Consider the following 19602-nt stretch of genomic DNA (forward strand, 5'->3'; position numbering starts at 1 on the left):
CGGAGGTGGAATGACCGTTTCGGATCACATCACTCGTTTCAGAACAGCGGGGACAAACTACATCAATCTTTGCCATCAATCATCCAAAGGGCGAAGAATACCACAACACTAAATATGCGTCACGACCCATTTTTCACCAGGTCACTTGAGTAAGTTTTTCTATCGTTGTGGAGAGCATCAGGGATGAAAAAAATCAAAAAAACGGACATCGCTATCTTAGTGATGACAGCATTATCAATCTACCCAGCTACCAGTAGTGCCTATTTTTCAGCCGAATGGAACAATACCGGCACTGACTATCACGCCGATGGGAGCTGGAATATCGACTATGATGATAGTGAAAAGTCAACCATTATTATCGGTAATACCGATCGGACAATTCACGCCCCAATTGATAGCTGGAGTTGGTTTAACCCCAGCCCGGTAGGTAGTGCCGAAAGATATATTGTTGGCAATGCTGGTGGAAATGCCTCTATCATCTTTGAAAAGGCACCCGATTATTTAGTCTGGAGCCAGACTAACAGTGAAATCATTATTGGCAATGGCACCAATAGCGTCGGCGAAGTAACGCTACTCAGCTCCGGTAAAACTCTGGCCCACCAAAATCCAAACTCTCATTCCATAGAGACCAAAGAGGACATCACCGTTGGTTCTGACGGTGGAGATGGCAAGTTAAATGTAATTGGTACCGGCTTCGGAATTACGGCTGATTCAAAGCTGTTTATTGGCGATGGCACAAACTCATCCGGACAAGTTTCAATATTAAGTGGTGGCAAATTACTGGGTGGAGGATATTCAGCCTATCTTCCTTCTGATAGTGAAATTTTTGACGAGGAAAATATTGGCACAGCACAGGCTATTGTTGGATACAACGGTGGTCAGGGTACGCTGATTGTCAGTGGCAAAAATAGCGATGGAACGGCAACCAGCCGCGCAGCTCTGCATACCGGTACTATTGTTGGTTCCGGAGAAAACAGTATTGGACAAGTATTTATCAGTGATGAAGCCTATATCAATGCTGTCGGATATTACGAAAGTTATGATACGACGACGATAGATACGCTGACACCAGAAAAAGCGGCATTCGTTATCGGCCATAATGGCGGTACTGGTTTTGTCACTGTAGATAACGGTTCGTTGAATGTCGCTGGCACCATGGGCAAAAAATCCTTCTCTGATTACGATGGTGACGGTATTGATGATCATGAAGATATTAATGCTGAATCTATCGTTGGTGAGATTAATGTTGGCTACTCTGGTCAGGGTACTTTAGTAGTTAAAAATCTGGGTACCGTCAATGCAACCCAGATGTATGAATTTACTGCATATGATCCTACAACCGGTTCCTACTATGACCATCAGGTGGCTGGTGAACAAGGTTTGCTATCTATAGCTAAAAACAGCAATTCCACTGGATCGCTCTATGTTGGCTCACTGTTGGGCGACACCGTCAGTGAAACCGGTTATCTGAACGTCAGCAAAGTTCTGTTTGGCGAAGGTCAGGGAAGCGTTAACTTTAACCATAGCAACACTGACTATATTTTCGATACGCCAATGGAGAGTAGCGTTCAGGGCCTGGGCGACGTTAATGTTTATAGCGGTGTGACTATTCTGAACCCGGTTGATGAAACACTGACAGACGTCAGTAATACCTATTCCGGTTCGACAACTCTTTATGGCGGTGAACTACAGGCGGGCAGAGCTGACGTCTTTAGCGCCAGTTCATCCCATGATGTCCGGCAAAATGGTTTGTTGAATCTGAACGATTACGATCAAACCATCGATTCAATGAATAATGCGGGAACGGTCTCCCTGAGTGGAACCAGTGCTCTGACCAACACACGCCTGACCATTTCACATAATTATGTGGGTAATGGTGGTTCATTAGTGCTGGATACCGTTTTAGGCGGTGATGATTCAGAAACCGATAAAGTTATTATTGAAGGTCAGGCATCCGGTTTGACCTATGTCATGATCAACAATGCCGGAGGAACTGGAGCAGAAACCGTTAACGGTATTGAAATTATTACGACTCAGGGCTCAACAGATGATGCCTTTGTCAAAGGTGGCCGTATTGTTGCCGGTGCCTATGAGTATGATGTAGCAAAATCGGGAAATAATTGGTATCTGGTGAATTATATTCCACAGCCGCCAACTGAACCGGAAACACCTGAACCACCTACTGAACCAGAAACACCAACCCCGGAACAGCCGGAAGAAGGTAATGGCGGAAGCGACGGCGGCATCAAGGTTATGCGTCCGGAAAGTGGTGCCTACATTGCTAACCTGGCAGCGGCTAACACCATGTTCCTGTCCCATTTACACGATCGGTTAGGTGAAACTCAGTATACGGATTACTTAACTGGCGAAACCAAAGTCACCAGTATGTGGTTACGTCAAGAAGGTGGCCACAACCGCAGCCGTACTCAGTCCGGACAGGCAAAAACCCAAACCAACCGCTATGTCGTACAAATCGGTGGCGATGTAGCTCAGTGGAGCACCGACGGTCTCGATCGTCTTAACTTAGGCGTTATGGCTGGCTATGGTTACTCTCATGGTAATACCGATGCCAAATACAGTGCTTATCGTTCCAAAAATAAAGTGGATGGTTATGCATTGGGTCTGTATGGCACCTGGTATGCCAATCAGACAGACAAGTCCGGACTCTATGTTGATAGCTGGGTACAGTATGCCTGGTTTGATAATACCGTTCAGGGCGACGGCCTGGCACAAGAGAACTATGACTCTAAAGGCTGGTTAGCCTCACTGGAAACTGGCTATAGCTTTAAGATGGGCCAAAGTGAACGCGTAAGCTACTGGTTACAGCCAAAAGCTCAGGTGACATGGATGGGTATCCATGCGGATAAACACGATGAAGCAAACGGCACTAAAGTCACCGGCAACGGAGATAATCTGTCAACCCGCTTAGGCTTACGCGCCTATCGCCAGGGCCATAGCGAAATCGACGATAATACTGGTCGCGTATTCCAGCCGTTTGTAGAAGCCAATTGGATCTATAACAGTAAAAACTTTGGTGTAGCAATGAATGGTATATCCGACTACCAGGCCGGAACCCGCAATAATGGGGAAGTTAAGGTTGGTTTAGAAGCTCATTTAAGCGAAAAGCTGAATGTGTGGGGTAGCGCAGGCTAGCAAATCGGTGGTGAGGGCTATAGCGATACTCAGGCAATATTCGGAATTAAATATAGCTTCTGATAGTTTTCCCTGAATTGCGTATTCAGATCTTATCAACAAAGCAAGAGGACACATATTGTGTCCTCTTTTTGTATATACGCAGAAGCAATAACCATAACGGGTATTATTCTGGTTAATTGCCAATAGAACGCCTACCCAGATATCAATAAACCTGCTTACATATAGATATTTTCCTGCACTAAAGTATGTTCTAACCCCAGTGATACATTATGGTATACATCAAAAGGTTGACTCTCTACAGCATGTTGAACTTGAACCGGTTGAGCACTGGCATTTCTGATTTCCTCTGGCGTATTAAATAACGTGATATATCCACTATCTTCATCTTCAGTAGAGATCAGAAGAGCACTATGCTGACCACCTTTGTCTTCAGAACTTTCACTCAGGTGACTTTGTAACCCTTCCGGATTGGCATTATTAACCGAATGATTTGTTTGAGAACTGTTCTGTGCTGGCTCAATCAGATCGATAAGTGGATTATTAAATGCCAGACTATTTATACCAGTAACGCTCGTGGTCATATTTTCATCGGTCACTTTAGGATCATCATGGGATTGATAGCTATCAATATTCTGTTCTGTGGTCATCAGCGAGAACAGGGTTGATAACCTCGCAGCTCCGGTATCAACAGTAAAATTACCATTCTGTGTGACAGAATTTCCTGCTATATCTTGTGCCGTTACCTCAAGCGCCATTGAGCCTTGTGGTAATGCTTCCAGCGCCGCAACCGGCACCGCTATCTGCCAGCTACCATTACTACCTGCCTGCCCTGAATAAGTATCACCGTTTAGCGTGACCAGAATATTCAGTCCCGGATGGATATTGGTACTGCTTCCCGTAATAATCAAATCCGTAGTCATTTCACTTGCGCTAAGGATGTTATCTGCCGTCACCGAGTTAATACTCAATGTTGGGTGATTAACGGTTTCAGTCATAAAAGTTAGTACCCAGCTGGTATCAGCTTCAATACCGCCGAGCGAGCTCACCGACCCCGTTACCGAATAAGTATTATCAGGCAAGGTTTGTATATCCCCAGCCGGAATACTGGTCCCCCAGGTACCATCGCCCCCTACAACAGCCGTATAAGAAACGCCATTTAATGTAATAGTGACTGTCTGACCCGCCTCTATTCCTACCGAAGTTCCCGTAACGTTTATAGGTGAATTGATTTCCAGTGCATTAATATAATCATCTCCGGTAATAGGATTGATAGCTAATGCGGGAGTACTGGTATTAATAGAAAACTGATGATCAATCGCTATGCTATTACCGGATAAATCCCCCATAGTGGCATGTAGCGTAAAGCTGCCGTTACCAAGAGTCTGTAAATCAGCCGCCGGAATATTAAAACTCCATGCACCACTAAGATTTGGATTAATGGTATAGGTAAAAGAACCCATGGTCAGGGTAATAATTGAACTGACATCATCTCCGGAGGCAATACCAAATATTCTTACTGGCCCGGCAAGCTCCGCGGCATTAATAATGTCATCTCCGGTTATCGGTTCAATCGTTAAGGCGATATAGGTATCTACAATAACGACATGTTCTGCGGTGACTTCAGTACCACTGCTATTAGTTACGTTTGCCGAGACAACATAAACATTATCCGGAGTTGCCCCCACATCGAGTGCAGGAACCGTCAGACTCCAACTGCCGTCTGATTGAACGGTCGCAGTATAGTTTAGCTCGTTGAACGTAACTGTTACCGTCCGACCCGCCGCCACACCTGTAGAAGTACCACTAATCACTAAATCCTGATTAATTTCAGTGGAATTTATATAGTTGTTATCACTAATGTCATTAATGGTCAGAGTCAGGGGCGCTGATGCATCAATAGTAATATTGTGATCGACAGAAATACTATTTGAGGCCTGGTCGGTATAGGCGGCAGTCAGAGTATAAGGGCCATCGGGAAGGGCCTGAATATCTTCTGCCGGTATATTAACACTCCAGGTACCACCGACTTGTATCGTGGTGGTATACCCCATCCCATTAAGTGTTACCACTACGATCATATTCACATCATCTGCCGATGCTGTTCCGCTGATGGTCACGGGCGAGGCCGCTTCGCTATTATCGATAATATCGTCACCGGCAACAGTATTAACGGTCAGCTCAATTTGGGTATCTACCGTCAACCCACCATGAATAATGATCGAGTTACCAACCACATTCGAAACGCTGCCCGTTACCGTATAGTTCTGATTCAATAAAGCACCGATATCCTCCGCGGGAACCACCAGACTCCAGGTTCCATCCTTCTGTACTGTTCCTGAATAATTCTGACCATTAAGGTTAATAGTGACCAGTTGGCCTTCTTCAACGTTATGCGTAGTTCCCGTGACTGTCATCGGCTGAGTGAATTCTTGCGCGTTAATGTAGTTATCACCAGTAAACGCATCAATAGTCATAGTCGGAAAGTTAGTGCGTACATCCAGCGTAATATCATGTTCCACCGAAATAGTATTACCTACAGCGTCAGTCAGGCTGGCGCTTATCGTGTAACTTCTATCCGCCAGAACACTAACATTCGCTGATGGGATGGAAAGACTCCATGAACCATCGGTCTGCACCGTGGTGGTATAGCTGGTCCCCTCCAGAGTAACGGTAACAATCTGACCGTTATCAACAACATCAGCAGTACCGCTGATTACTAGTGGTGCTTCGACTTCAAGAGCGTTAATAATGTTATCACCTGCCACAGTATTAACGGTTAAATTCACCACGGTATCCACGGTGAAACTACCTGAAGATGTTGCCGGATTACCAGCAACATCTTCAGCACTCATGGCTATTGCCACACTACCTTGAGGTAAATTCTGAGCATCCGCTGTAGGGATAATGATACTCCAGGTACCCCCGCTGCCGACGGTACCGGTGTAATCAATGTTGTTAATGGTGACCGTCACGCTCTGCCCCACCTGAAGGTGGGTGCTGCTGCCGGTAATGGTTAAGTCACTCTGGCTTTCGGTGGCGGAGACAATATCGTCCGCCGTCACCGGGTCAACACTGAGGGTCGGTAAATTGGTGCTGTCGGTGATTAATACCAGCGGCTGGTTATCCGACGCCGGGTTACCGGCGGTATCGCTGACCACGGCGGTGACCTGATAGCTACCGTCCACAATGTTGTCCAAATCCGCCACCGGCACCGTGGTGCTCCAGCTGCCGTCCGCCGCCACGGTGGCACTGTAGCTGATGCCGTTCAGGGTCAGGGTGACTGTCTGTCCCTGCTCCACGTGGGTGGAGGTGCCGCTTAAGGTCAGCGGTGCGGTGGCCTCCGCCGCATTGAGGTAACCATCTCCGGAGACCGGATCTAAGGTCAGGGTCGGCAGGTTGGCCGCCCCGGCGGACAGGGTAATGGCGTGGTCCACGGTGATGCTGTTGCCCGCCGTATCCGTCAGGCTGGCGCTCAGGGTATAGGGTCCGTCCGCCAGCGCAGTCAGATCCGCCGACGGGATGGACAAGCTCCAGCTGCCGTCGCTCTGCACCGTGGCGGTGTAGTCGGTGCCTTCCAGGGTCACCGTCACCGTCTGACCGCTGTCGGCTACGTCGGCGGTGCCGCTGACCACCACCGGCGCTGCGGCTTCGGCGGCGTTAATAATATCATCCCCCGCCACCACGCCCACGGTCAGGTGTACTACCGTATCCACGGTAAAGCTGTCGGTGACCGACGCCGGGTTACCGGCAATGTCCTGTGTGCTGGCGGTGAGGGGGACGCTGCCCTGCGACAACGCCCGTATGTCTGCTGCCGGTACTGTCACTCCCCAGTCACCGCCATCACCTACCACAGCAAAGTAATTGTGATCATTAATTGTCACCGTGACTATCTGGCCACTCTGCAGATTCGTGCTACTGCCAATGACCTGTACATTACCCAAACTCTCGTTGGCCGAAATAATATCGTCCGCTGTGACCGGAGCAACACTGAGTGTTGGTAAGTTGGTGCTGTCGGTAATTAATACCAGCGGCTGGTTATCTGAGGCCGGGTTGCCAGCCATATCGCTGACCGCGGCGGTGACCTGATAGCTACCGTCCACAATGTTGTCCAAATCCGCCACCGGCACCGTGGTGCTCCAGCTGCCGTCGGCCGCCACGGTGGCGCTGTAGTTGATACCATTCAGGGTCAGAGTGACTATCTGTCCCTCCTCCACATGGGGGGAGGTGGCCTCCGCCGCATTGAGGAAGCCATCCCCGGAGACCGGATCTAACGTCAGGGTAGGCAGATCGGCTGCTGCAGCCGTTAAAGTAATGGAATGGTTTACGGTAATACTGTTACCCGCCGCGTCCGTCAGATTGACACTCAGGTTATAGGAACCATCCGCCAACACAGTAATATCCGCCGACGGAATGGACAGGCTCCAGGAGCCACCAGTTTGTACCGTGGTGGTATAATTTATACCTTCCAGAGTAACCGTAACGGTCCTACCGCTATCAGCAGCATCAGCTGTTCCGCTGACCACCACCGGAGAACTCGCTTCAACGGCATTGATAATATCATCCCCCGCTACCGGGGCTACCGTCAGAAATATTTGTGTGTCTACCGTGATTGGCCAGGTTTGCGTACTGTTGTTATTCGCCGCATCGTTAGCGCTTAATATGATCTCTATCTCTCCTTGAGAAAGCGCTCTCAAATCTGCTGATGGAATTTCTATGCTCCACAAACCGCTACCATCAGCAATCGTTGTGTAAGTAATGTTGTTTAACACCAAAGTGATAGGCTGCCCGGTCTCCAAATCGCTGTAACTTCCTGTTATGACGAGAGGATTGAGACTTTCCGGGCCGCTAATGATATTGTCGATTGCTACCGGATCCAACGTCAGAACGGGGGGGATCGTATCCACATAGAAATCTTGTTGAGGCGCAATACCATAATTCCCCAGTCCATCCGCAGCCGCAACCGTAATGGTGATAGTGCCATTATTAAGTTGTTGCAGAACTTCCGGAGGTAAATCTAATTCCCAGTTACCGTTAACATCAACCTGAGCGACATAAGTATGGCCACCGGCTTCAGGGGCAACCAGTATTGACCATTTACCGTTGCTGTCTCGCTGCGTTACGGTATGCTGGTCAACGTTCAAACCACCAATATTCACCACGACTACCTGATTCTCCCCATAGGAATGGGTTACACCGCTCAGGTGTTGGGTTTGATGAACATCGTTGTTATTCAGAATATCGTCATTAAAAGGGACATTTAGTGTAGGGGTTGGAGGTACAAGTGCCATAGTCACAGACTGGCTTGCGCTGGCACTGTTTTCAGCTGAATCCGTCGCAACAGCCGTTAATGTATAAATTCCATTACTCATACCACTTAACGTATCTGGCGGTAGTTCTATACTCCAGACGCCCTGCGCATCAACCGTGGTTGTATATTGCTGATTATTATAGGTTACCAGAATAAAAACGCCGGGCTCCGATGTCCCGGTAATGAAGATAGAGCCATGAGACTCATTCAAATTAATAATATTATCCGAGGTGACGGAATCAACAGTCACCACAGGTGGAATGGTATCGACTAAAAAAGTGGTTGAAATTGTTCCTGTCTGACCAGCACTATTGGTTGCTACTACCGATACAGACTGTTCTCCTTGTGCCAGAGAAGCCAATATGGATGGCGAAAGAGTCAGACTCCAGTAGCCATTATCATCAACATTTGCCACATAATTATTTCCAGCAATCGTCACAGTTACACTTTGTCCGGTACCTGTAATACCTGTTGTGCCATTTATCGTCTGTCCACTTTGGCTCTCAACAAGATTTAACAGATTATTACCAAAAAGTGGGGAAATCGTTGGTACAGGGGGGATTGTGGGTTGAGGACCATCAGAAGAATCATAATGAAATAGCCCTTTGCTGTTGCTGCTGGCAATAGCAATACCTGTACCCAGTATTGCTAAAGCACCTAATCCCAATGGCAGGAAAGAGCCTGAATTACTCTCAACCAGGTAAAGAGGAGAAATGTCTTCCATCGTTTGATATTCAGGGATAAGTACACCAGCATCCTGACTTTCCGGAAATGTAACATGTACAACACTTTGTGAATCATCAGTAAAAACTAATTCACTATGTGTTCCATTAACTTCAGAAAAGTAATCTTTACATATTACGATGGAGCCATCCATCATATGTATAATAAGATCATTACCTTGCCGCTCATAGCGAACAACCGTTGTCGCCATACCATGAATATTGATTATCGATGGTTCGGTCAGCGTTACAGTCTGAGTTCCTGAAACAATTGTAACCGAAGAAATAAAGCTTCCGCCCTTTCTGGATAAGATGTTAATTTCATTATTTCTTGAAGCATTTGAATTATTAGCGTTATCCATACCATTCCCCAAAATATAAATACCAGCAGGTAGAAACAATTCACCCACGCTTAATGAGATAAATTATGGTATGAGTTAAAAATAATTCCATTGCGCTAAGAGAACACAAATAGATCTGATAAAATACACAAATTGAAAAAAAACAAAATAAAAACAATTTCATTAAAAAAATCAATGAAAAGAAAAATAATTCAACTCTTACTTGATTATCTATCACTCTATAGCTATGAGATTCAATATGATGATAAATATAGATTTTCATATAATCTCATATTTTTAAAACATAGACACAAAATGATTAACATCCAGAAAATGATTAAATTATAAATATCAAATCATTAAATAAAATATAGATTCAAACTCATATCAAGAGAGCTATACCCATCCACCAGATTAAGTTACCAATATTTACTAACAATAATAAATCCTCTTTTTTTAGAAAAAATCACCACTTTCATATATGAAAATGAAAAATAATTGCTATGTATTTGATTATTTTATAGTGACTAACTGTTCACTCCCCTTAAACTGAAACAGTCATAATTAGGCTTTCTGTCTTATTTAATTGCAGGAGTATTTATGAAAATGATCCGTTTTACTGAGGCCCAAATCGTTAATATCTTAAAACTTGCTGATTCAGGCATGAAAGTGGATGATATTTGCCGTCAAAATGGTATTAGTAGTGCAACCCATTATTACTGTAAATCAAAATACAGTGACATGTAACTAACTGATATAAAAATGAAACAACCTGAAAAAGAAAATACTAAATTGAAAAAGATGTTTGTTGATGTCAGTCTGGAAAACCCACACAGAATGGTTTTATTGAGCGATTTGATGACTCTTTTCATCGCGAATTTTTAAATGCCTATTTGTTTGATCCATTAAGCCAGGTACGAGAAATGGCCTGGTTTTGGCAACAAGACTATAACGATGAAAGAACACATGAAAGCTCAAAAAATATGCCACCAACAGCTTATCGGAAGCAACTGGAAAACTCTAATTACTGACTATTCTAAATATAGGGGAGTGGACAAGGCTAACCCCTTACCATTGCGAAAAAATTTGTCAGTACTTTTAGTAGCGGGTCAACCAAAATAATTAAAGCCAGCATGCTACACTGGCTTTAATTTAGCGAAAAAAACTTACCAGGTATATTTTATCCCTACACGGTAACGCGTTTGTCGCTCGCTAGTAAAACGTTTTTCTTTAATATTTCCAACTTCCACAAATGGACGCCAATTTTTATTGATAGAATATGTTAAAACAACATTATGCTGATAGTCCCATTTATTGTTGTTATATAGTGGTAAGCCATTACTTTCCATTTCGCGAAAAAGATCAAATTGATATCGGACATCCCAATCACTAAATTTATAGCCAAGGAAGGTATCAAACTGTTGTATCTTAGAACAGTATGTTGACCCATTGAGACCAACCATATCATAATCCCAGATCTTCCACTTATAACGTCCTTGCAGTCGAATACCATTATCAAATTGATAATTTAAACGTACAAAAGGGATATAAACTAATCCATCCGATGTAAAGTCTAATGATGTTCCCGCCAACCAGGTTGTATTAGCATTAAGCTTATCATAATAAAATGCCATCACTTCAGAACCATTCATGGTCATAGAGTCATATACTTTGTCATCTTTATTGTTATAACGGGCATCAAGTTCAAAACCAATATTCTGTCCCGTATCTAAAAATACTTTGAAACGGTCCCCATGTTTTTTAACACCATCACGATAGTCATGACGATACTCTACTGTAGTTTTATAATCGTTAGCCATAACTAAACTTGAGGTCAAAAGACATGCAGATATTGCAATAAATCTAATTAAATTATTCATAATGATCCTTATTTTCAAATTATTTATTAAAATCAGTAGTTATGTATAAGATTTCATCGCACTTACAGGTACTTCTGTTGGTCTCCAGGGGTCACCTGTATGTTCTAACCATGGGAGTAGTTCAGCCTTAATAAGCTGATTAACCAGTGCCATATTTTCCTCAGCAATATTTTTCATCTGATAGGGGTCATTTTTATTATCGTGTAGTACATAATTCAGAGGTTTACCGACTTTACGATCAACAACTAATGTATAGCGATCCGTCCGGACTCCCCGGCGCCCATAAGATTGCCCACCATAAGGCATAAAAATATACAATTGCGAAGTAGGCCGTTTATCCCCTTTACCAATTAGCACTGTTTTTGCGAAGTTAGTGCCTTCGACGGTATCTGGAATTAAATAGTCCATTCCCAGTAAACCTAATATTGTTGGATAAATATCCGGTGCAGAGAAAAGAATATCGTCTTGACGTGGCGCAATTTTCCCTGGCCAACGGAATATCATTGGCACACGCATAGATTCTTCGTAGTGTACGTTCTTCGTTGGATGCCCGTTTGAGCCCATGCAACAACCATGGTCGGAGAAGAAAACTACCAGTGTGTCTTCAGATAATTTCAACCGTTCAAGTTCATCAATAATGCGACCAAATTGTTCATCCACACCATTGACCATTGCCATATACTCTTTAAAGTATTTAGGCCCGTACCCTTCCTGGTACTCTTTATCCCATTTAACATTAGGTCGAGTATTTAATGTTTCAGAGTTTTTCCCTTTAAAGCGATCCAGATACTTTTGCGGAACTTGATCATAAGGTGAATGCGGCGGGTTCATGGAGACAACTAATGTAAATGGCTTATTGTTATCACGATATTTACCGTTTTCATTACGTAAATACTTGATAGCAATATCAGCTTCATGCTCAGGACTCCACTGATTGATTGTTATGGGTTTATCCCTTGGTGTGTCATTAGTCCAATATATTGGTGCCATATGTAAATCGTAAGTACCATAGCTATACCAAAAATCGAAACCATGTCTTTTCTCTGGTGGTGTCCAATCATTCCAATAACGGTTTTCCATTGGATTGTTGTAACCTGGAATATAGGGAGCTTCGGGCACGTCCATATGCCACTTACCAATATAGCCCATGCTATATCCTTGCTTTTTAAGTAAGTCAGACCAAGTTATCGCGCTCTTTTTCAGCTCTATTCCAAAATCCCCACCGCCAAAAGCCCCCGGCATTCCTGCGTGACTATTACCTTGCAGGCCGCTACGATATGGGTATTGACCTGTCATCAGCATGCCGCGAAATGGAGTGCAAAGTGGATAGTTAGCAACAGCTTGTCGAAATACGACACTTTGCTTTGCAAACTTATCAATATTTGGGGTCATGGTCGCATCTTGCCCCATAAAACCTTGAGCTTGAGCTCTCATTTCATCAGGGAATATAATCAACAGGTTTGGCTTTTTTTCTATGTTATCGTGAGGCGATACTGTTGGATTAGCTGCCTGGCTGGAGGTAATCCCCCCAGTAGCAGCCGTTGTTGCTGCAACGGCTCCAGATGCAGCTATTCCTTTTAATAGGTTTCGACGAGTCAATGACATTTTTCTACTCCTGAAAAAAAATGATTGAAGTTAAAGAACTAATGAATGAAATCATTAAGCAATGAATTTTCTTTTTCTTTCATATTAATATAATTTATATTCATTCACTTTCAATAATAAGCAATCGAAAGTCAATTGATTGTGTTAAAGATCACAAAAAATAAAATGTACACTCAGTACGAAACGTACAAATAAAAAATTTTGATAAAAACGAAACCTTTTTTTGCTAAAAAAGCTACGTATCTCATTATTATTTGGCAAATTATCTTTCGAACTATATGATATAGCCATATACGTAACATACCGTAATCATTGAGATCTGATTTAAATATATGTGAAAGAGATCAAAAGTTTCAATTTTTCGCATTGAGGTCTTTTTCTTTTAGTGTAACCTACAATCGAAATCAAACGAAAGATAAAGCTTGATTTCGTAAGGAGGCAAGGTAAGTGAAAAGCGCTGTTGAAAGGCGTATGGAAATCGTTAACGTGGTCAACCAAGAAGGTAAATCACGGGTCGAAGATCTTGCTGCCATGTTTAGTGTCTCTAGTGTCACTATTCGGAGTGATCTCAGTTTTTTGGAAAAAAATGGCTATGTTGTGCGCTCTCATGGTGCAGCCATTCCAAATATTGGAGTAATTGCAGAACTTTCCGTCCATGAAAAACGGCGCCAAAATGCCGGAATAAAAGCACGGATCGGTCATGAAGCAGCCAAGCTGATAGAGTGTGGTGACACAGTTATTCTGGATTCGGGAACGACTACGCGAGAAATCGCTGCCAGTTTGAAGTCTAAATCACTGGATAATGTAGTTGTTATGACCAATGGTCTGGATGTGGCGATGGAGTTGGCATCAGTACCCGGCATAGAGGTATTGATGTCAGGCGGTGTGCTTCGTAAGAATGCACTCTCTTTTTCAGGATCACAAGCTGAAAGCAGCTTAAAAAACTATCGTTTTGATAAAGTATTTTTAGGCGTGGATGGCATTGATTTACGTGTTGGTATCACTACACACAGCGAACCGGAAGCAAGCCTTAACCGTTTAATGTGTGAAATTTCCGGGCAAGTGATAGCTGTGGCTGATTCCAGTAAGTTTGGAAAACGCAGTTGTCATATTATTCGAGAATTTGGTGATATTGATATTTTGGTGACGGATTCTAATATCCCTGAAGATTATTTACAAAGTCTTAAGGATATGAAAGTCGAAGTTATCATCGTAGATAAAGAAAAAGAGAAGTAGCCGTAATACCTTAAATATAAAGGGTATAGCTCCATAATTACATTACAGATGTTGATTGTGGAGTATGTTAATGGGCCCTCTTTTAGATCTCGTCAAACGCCATAAAGCGGGTGAAAATAACGGTATTTATTCCGTTTGTTCCGCACACCCGCTAGTTATTGAAGCTGCTCTTGCTCAAGCATTAAGCGATAATTCACTTCTACTGATCGAAGCCACTTCAAATCAGGTTGACCAATTTGGTGGTTATACCGGCATGACTCCAGGAGATTTTCGCCATTTCGTTCTTAATATAGCGAAGTCATTAGATTTCCCCATCGATAAACTTATTTTAGGTGGCGACCATCTTGGACCAAATCGTTGGCAACATCTTCCAGCCAATGAAGCAATGAAAAATGCCGATGACCTTATTGCCGCTTATGTTGCAGCTGGCTTCAAAAAAATTCATCTTGATTGCAGCATGTCCTGCGCAGATGATCCGGTTCCTCTTACTGATAAAGTCGTTGCTGAACGAGCTGCTCGTCTCGTTCTTATTGCAGAAAAAATTGCACTCGAAATGTTAGATGCAAAAGATATCGTATACATTATCGGGACAGAAGTTCCTACACCAGGAGGCGCAACTGAAGAGCTCAATGAGTTAGAAATAACTTCTCCAGAAGCTGCTCACAACACCATAAAGTGCCATAAAGAAGCATTTGAAAGAGCAAACATTTCTGACTGTTGGGAGCGAGTTATTGGTTTAGTTGTACAACCTGGAGTAGAATTCGATCACACTGGTGTCATTGATTATCAACCAGAAAAAGCCATAGCACTCAGCCACGTTGTCAAAAACTACCCTAATCTGGTATTCGAGGCTCACTCAACAGATTATCAAACAGACCTTGCTTATCATGCGTTGGTTCGCGATCACTTTGCTATTCTGAAAGTAGGCCCTGCTCTCACTTTTGCCATGCGAGAAGCGCTCTTTGATTTATGTTCGATCGAAGAAACCATTACTCCCAAAGCATATTGTTCTCTTCTAATGGAAAAGATTGAAAAACAAATGTGTGAATCACCTGAGTATTGGCAAAAGTATTACCATGGTAATGAGCAACAACAGCGTTTTGCTCGATCATATAGTTTCAGCGATCGTATTCGTTATTATTGGCCAGATAAAACTATTCATAATGCTCAAGAAAAGTTATTTAGTAACTTATCACGTTCTAATATTCCTCTTCCTTTGTTAAGCCAATATATGCCTGAACAATTTCATGCTGTACGCGAAAATAAATTAGCGCCCGAACCTAAAGCGTTGGTTTTAGATAAAATTCGCAAAGTCCTTCAAAGCTATGCCAAAGCTTGCAAACTTAATCAATATTAAAGGAAATATTATGAGCCATTATTTAGGCTACACAGCTGAAGAACTTAAGCATTCTCAGGCTATATTAACGGCAAGAGAAATTACTCAGCAACCATCTTGCTGGTTAAAAAGCCATACGGCAATAGGAAAATCGCTGGATAAAATACAGACTTTTCTCACTCCTATTTTTGCCAAACCTGATTTACGTATTATCATGACAGGAGCAGGAACCTCTGCATTTATTGGGCACTCAATCGCCCCCACATTAAGGCAGCTTACAAACAAACGCATAGATTCTATTGCTACAACAGATTTAGTCTCTAACCCAGATCAATATCTCAATAAAAACATTCCTACTTTAATCGTTTCCTTTGGCCGCTCTGGCAATAGCCCAGAAAGTTTAGCTACTATAGCGCTGGCAGATCAGTACGTTAGTGACTGTTACCATCTGGTATTGACTTGTAATATTGAGGGCCAACTTTACCAAAGAAGCCTGAGAAATCATCGGGCCTTGGCTTTACTGATGCCAGAAGAGACAAATGATAAAAGTTTCGCTATGACATCAAGTTTTACTTCTATGATGTTGTCCGCTTTAACTATATTTTCGACCGGTTACCCTATAAAGCAAGATATTGAACGTATGTATAAGTGTAGTGAAACTATAATTACAGAATTCAATTCTGAAATAAATAGAATAGCTAATCAACATATTGACCGGGTTATTTATTTAGGTAGCGGGGGGCTACGAGGTTTAGCTCAGGAATCTGCCTTAAAACTTCTTGAATTAACTGCCGGTCAAGTTATTGCTGGTTATGAATCACCTCTGGGGTTTCGTCATGGCCCAAAATCTATAGTAAATAGCAATACTATGATTATCGTATTTATTTCAAATAACCCTTACACCCGACGGTATGATTTAGATCTCCTACAAGAGCTACGGCATAATAATATTGCTGCTCGGATCATTGCGATTACTGCCCAATTGGATGAAACAGTGACAAAGGGTGAGTTCTGGCAAGTCCCGGGCATGGAATCCGCAACAGACGTAGACCTCTTATTTCCTTATATCTTATTCGCTCAACTTTATGCTTTTCATAAGTCTTTAATGTTGAGTAATACCCCTGATAATCCCTGTCCAACCGGAGAAGTAAACCGCGTAGTACAAGGCGTAACTATTTATAAATTTAATAATTAAGAGGTAGAGATTATGACTACTCCTAACATTGTCTGGACTCGTATTGATGAACGTCTGCTCCACGGGCAAATCCGCATTACATGGGGTAAACATACTGAAGCAAATTTAATCCTCGTTGCCAACGATGATTCTGCTGAGGGACCTAATGCTGCGTTTATGCAAGCAGGTATGAAAGCTTCTGCCGGAGGCGAATATGCGGTGCGTTTTTTTTCTATTCAAAAAACGATTGATGTCATTCATAACGCTTCATCGGCACAAAAAATATTCATTTTGTGCAATTCTCCTACTGATGTTGCCCGTTTAGTTGAAGGTGGCGTACCAATTACTCATTGCAATGTTGGCAATATGCATTTTCATGAAGGAAAACGCCAAATTTCAAAAACCGTATCCATTGATGCAAAAGACATTGATGCATTTGAACGAATGGAAAAACTCGGAGTAACTTGTACAGTGCAAAACACACCGGATCAAACTCCTGTAAACGTACTTGAGCTTGCTGCTACAAACGAATAACCACTTCGTTATCAACCGCATATAACTCTAAAAGGAATATATATGTTATTTGAAGCTTTGATGGTCGCTATTTGGGCTTTCTTTTGCGGCATCGATAAATACGATGTGGCATTAAACATTCATCGTCCACTTATTACTGGTCCAGTTGTCGGATTAATTATGGGTGATATGCAAACTGGTTTAATCGCCGGAGCAACACTCGAATTAGCCTGGTTAGGCCTGGTGCCAAATGCTGGCGCTCAACCACCTGATGTGACACTGGGGACTATTGCCGCGGTTTCCTTTGCTATCATGACGGGCCAATCACCTTCTGTGGCAATGGGTATTGGTATGCCTATTGCCGTACTGATGCAAATGTTAGTTATTGGTTTCTTTGCGTTAACCTCTTTTACTATGGGCATTGCAGACAAATATGCTGAACAAGGCAACCCAGAAGGAATCGACCGACTACTCATTACGACAATTAGTCTCCGGGCATTGCTGTACGCTTTAGTTGCCTTTATTACTGTCTACTTTGGTGAGCATGCTTCTGCATGGATAGACCAAAATGCGCCGAAAGCCCTACTCGAAGGTCTTGGCATAGGGGCAAAAATGGTTCCTGCAATTGGCTTTGCTATGTTACTAAAAATAATGTGGTCAAAAGAAGTTGCCGGAGTGTTCTTCATAGGTTTCGTCACAACAACATACCTGAAACTTCCAATTATGGCTGTCGCTATTATTGGAGCCTCTATTGCCGCACTGTACTTCTTTTTCGGCACTGATAGTAATAATAGTAACAACAAACAAAAAGAGGAATTTGAAGATGGCATCTGATATCACAAAGGACACTTCAACCACAAAGGCATCTGAAAACCTGATTGATAACATTGATGCCTATGAAGATACCACACCCCGTAAAATCATCACGAAACGCGATCTTTGGAAGTGCTCTATTCGTGGTTTGTTTATGGAAGGTAACTTTAACTTTGAACGCATGCAGGCAGGAGGGTTTGCTTATTCTATCATTCCTGCACTAAAAAAGATCCATGGAAATAATAAGCGTGACCTCGCCACGTCATTAAAAAACCATCTGCAGTTTTTTAATGCCAGCCCGAAACTGTTTACGTTCCTACTTGGTACAGCTATTGCCATGGAGGAAAATAAAGAAAAACCATCTACTGTAAACGTCATGAAAGTAGCAGGTATGGGGCCAACAGGTGGTATCGGCGATGCGATAGATCATATGACATTAATGCCTTTAACTCTGGCATTAGGTGCATCAATCGCTATGGAAGGTTCAATTGCCGGCCCATTTGTTTTTTTTATTTTATACCAGTTAGTTCATTTCTTTGTCTATTTTGGCCTAATTTTTATGGGCTACAAGGCTGGTACTGCTGCTATGGTCAGTATGAGTGATGCCACAGAGAAATTAGCCAAGGCTGCAAATATTATGGGAATCTTTGTCATAGGAGCACTATCGGCCACCTTCATTAAAGTACAAACTACAGCTTCGTTGGAATTAGGAGGTAAAACTGTCGAACTGCAAAGTGCCTTATTTGACAAAATCATGCCTAACCTTTTACCACTCGCTCTGGTGTTTTTGATGCTCAAAATGGTGAGAGGCACGGGATTCTGGGCAAAACCTCCGGTTTTAATATTCACCACATTGGCTTCTGGTGTTATCGGTCATCTATTAGGTCTTCTTTAACTCATTTAACTGTCTCAAAATAATTTGAAGTTACATTAAGGTTACCAGGCAGGGAACTCGAATCACTGATTAATATCAGCGATTCGAGTTCAAAAAAACTAACGCCACGATAATTCTCAATATAGTAAATATGACAAATTAAGTAGAAAAATTTCTCACTTACTACAGGAGTCACTTTCATGATTGGTATTGTTGTTTCGGGACATATTCACTTCGCTTCAGGTATGCAATCAGCAATGCAAGCTATCGCTGGTGAGCAAAAACAAATGGTATTCATCGATTTCACAGAAACATTATCTACGGACCAATTAGAAATCCTTTTACGTCAAGCCGTAGCAGAAGTAGATAGCGGTGATGGTGTTTTATTCCTGACTGATATTCCAGGGGGTTCTCCCGCTAACCGAGCCTTGAATATCATAATGGACACCCCGAAAACGGAGCTACTTAGTGGTGTTAATCTCCCCATGATCACTAATGCAGCCTTTGAACGTGAAGAATGTTCATTGAGTGAGTTGGTTGAAGCTCTACTGGAAATTGGAGCATTCTCTTTACAGGACATGCGTAAACAATTTGAAGCAGCTCTCCAGGCTGAGCATGAAACCGGTAATAAAAACGGATTATAA

Annotated in this window: 13 protein-coding genes and 1 pseudogene; 10 read left to right on the top strand and 4 right to left on the bottom strand. The window is 42.8% G+C overall.

Features of this window, described 5'->3' with window-relative positions; all coding sequences use genetic code 11:
- The coding region (locus LPW36_RS04645; protein ID WP_338085967.1) for an IS1 family transposase at positions 1–76 on the bottom strand (76 nt) is incomplete at its 3' end.
- 107 nt (positions 77–183) lie between these two features.
- Here LPW36_RS04645 and LPW36_RS04650 point away from each other — a divergent pair.
- Positions 184–3153 carry an autotransporter outer membrane beta-barrel domain-containing protein gene (locus tag LPW36_RS04650; protein ID WP_230608280.1) on the top strand — a complete coding sequence of 990 codons (2970 nt, stop codon included), beginning with the start codon at positions 184–186 and terminating at the stop codon, positions 3151–3153.
- A gap of 218 nt (positions 3154–3371) precedes the next feature.
- Here the strand turns inward: LPW36_RS04650 and LPW36_RS04655 are convergent, their stop codons facing one another.
- Positions 3372–9548 (bottom strand): Ig-like domain-containing protein, encoded by a 6177-nt coding sequence (locus tag LPW36_RS04655; protein WP_230608281.1) that lies wholly within the window; start codon positions 9546–9548, stop codon positions 3372–3374.
- Positions 9549–10127: 579 nt separating this feature from the next.
- Here LPW36_RS04655 and LPW36_RS17940 point away from each other — a divergent pair.
- Positions 10128–10274, top strand: coding sequence for a transposase (locus LPW36_RS17940; protein WP_420844721.1), 147 nt, complete (start codon positions 10128–10130; stop codon positions 10272–10274).
- A 68-nt stretch (positions 10275–10342) separates the two neighbouring features.
- Positions 10343–10558 (top strand): annotated as a pseudogene (locus LPW36_RS17945) (integrase core domain-containing protein); the annotation flags it as partial.
- A 135-nt stretch (positions 10559–10693) separates the two neighbouring features.
- On the opposite strand, the gene LPW36_RS04665 reads toward LPW36_RS17945, so the two are convergent.
- Positions 10694–11407 (bottom strand): oligogalacturonate-specific porin KdgM family protein, encoded by a 714-nt coding sequence (locus LPW36_RS04665; protein ID WP_230608282.1) that lies wholly within the window; start codon positions 11405–11407, stop codon positions 10694–10696.
- A 39-nt stretch (positions 11408–11446) separates the two neighbouring features.
- Positions 11447–13012, bottom strand: a complete 1566-nt coding sequence (locus LPW36_RS04670) for a sulfatase family protein (protein ID WP_230608283.1) — start codon at positions 13010–13012, stop codon at positions 11447–11449.
- Between the two features lie 447 nt (positions 13013–13459).
- On the opposite strand from LPW36_RS04670, the gene agaR reads away from it, so the two are divergent.
- The 7 genes from agaR (at position 13460) to agaF (ending at position 19602) form a co-directional block, all read left to right on the top strand.
- Entirely contained in the window at positions 13460–14248 is a 789-nt protein-coding gene (gene agaR, locus LPW36_RS04675; protein WP_230608284.1) for a transcriptional repressor AgaR, read from the top strand.
- A 70-nt stretch (positions 14249–14318) separates the two neighbouring features.
- On the top strand, positions 14319–15605 hold the full coding sequence (kbaZ, locus tag LPW36_RS04680; RefSeq protein WP_230608285.1) for a tagatose-bisphosphate aldolase subunit KbaZ: 1287 nt from the start codon (positions 14319–14321) through the stop codon (positions 15603–15605).
- Between the two features lie 10 nt (positions 15606–15615).
- Positions 15616–16779 carry an SIS domain-containing protein gene (locus LPW36_RS04685; RefSeq protein ID WP_230608286.1) on the top strand — a complete coding sequence of 388 codons (1164 nt, stop codon included), beginning with the start codon at positions 15616–15618 and terminating at the stop codon, positions 16777–16779.
- Between the two features lie 12 nt (positions 16780–16791).
- Entirely contained in the window at positions 16792–17292 is a 501-nt protein-coding gene (gene agaV, locus LPW36_RS04690) for a PTS N-acetylgalactosamine transporter subunit IIB (RefSeq protein ID WP_230608287.1), read from the top strand.
- A 42-nt stretch (positions 17293–17334) separates the two neighbouring features.
- Positions 17335–18105: a PTS N-acetylgalactosamine transporter subunit IIC gene (gene agaW, locus LPW36_RS04695; protein WP_230608288.1), complete on the top strand. Its 771-nt coding sequence runs from the start codon at positions 17335–17337 to the stop codon at positions 18103–18105.
- The gene (locus tag LPW36_RS04700) at positions 18095–18979 is read left to right on the top strand and encodes a PTS system mannose/fructose/sorbose family transporter subunit IID (protein ID WP_230608289.1); all 885 of its coding nucleotides are present in this window, start codon (positions 18095–18097) and stop codon (positions 18977–18979) included. The genes agaW and LPW36_RS04700 overlap by 11 nt, the downstream gene beginning before the upstream one ends.
- A 179-nt stretch (positions 18980–19158) precedes the next feature.
- Positions 19159–19602, top strand: a complete 444-nt coding sequence (gene agaF, locus LPW36_RS04705) for a PTS galactosamine/N-acetylgalactosamine transporter subunit IIA (RefSeq protein WP_230608290.1) — start codon at positions 19159–19161, stop codon at positions 19600–19602.

The sequence above is a fragment of the Limnobaculum eriocheiris genome (genome assembly GCF_021010575.1).
GTDB lineage: Bacteria > Pseudomonadota > Gammaproteobacteria > Enterobacterales > Enterobacteriaceae > Limnobaculum > Limnobaculum eriocheiris.

Coding starts and splice junctions, on each gene's coding strand:
- LPW36_RS04650 (WP_230608280.1), top strand. CDS start 184: ATGAAAAAAATCAAAAAAACGGACATCGCTATCTTAGTGATGACAGCA.
- LPW36_RS04655 (WP_230608281.1), bottom strand. CDS start 9,548: ATGGATAACGCTAATAATTCAAATGCTTCAAGAAATAATGAAATTAAC.
- LPW36_RS17940 (WP_420844721.1), top strand. CDS start 10,128: ATGAAAATGATCCGTTTTACTGAGGCCCAAATCGTTAATATCTTAAAA.
- LPW36_RS04665 (WP_230608282.1), bottom strand. CDS start 11,407: ATGAATAATTTAATTAGATTTATTGCAATATCTGCATGTCTTTTGACC.
- LPW36_RS04670 (WP_230608283.1), bottom strand. CDS start 13,012: ATGTCATTGACTCGTCGAAACCTATTAAAAGGAATAGCTGCATCTGGA.
- kbaZ (WP_230608285.1), top strand. CDS start 14,319: ATGGGCCCTCTTTTAGATCTCGTCAAACGCCATAAAGCGGGTGAAAAT.
- LPW36_RS04685 (WP_230608286.1), top strand. CDS start 15,616: ATGAGCCATTATTTAGGCTACACAGCTGAAGAACTTAAGCATTCTCAG.
- agaV (WP_230608287.1), top strand. CDS start 16,792: ATGACTACTCCTAACATTGTCTGGACTCGTATTGATGAACGTCTGCTC.
- agaW (WP_230608288.1), top strand. CDS start 17,335: ATGTTATTTGAAGCTTTGATGGTCGCTATTTGGGCTTTCTTTTGCGGC.
- LPW36_RS04700 (WP_230608289.1), top strand. CDS start 18,095: ATGGCATCTGATATCACAAAGGACACTTCAACCACAAAGGCATCTGAA.
- agaF (WP_230608290.1), top strand. CDS start 19,159: ATGATTGGTATTGTTGTTTCGGGACATATTCACTTCGCTTCAGGTATG.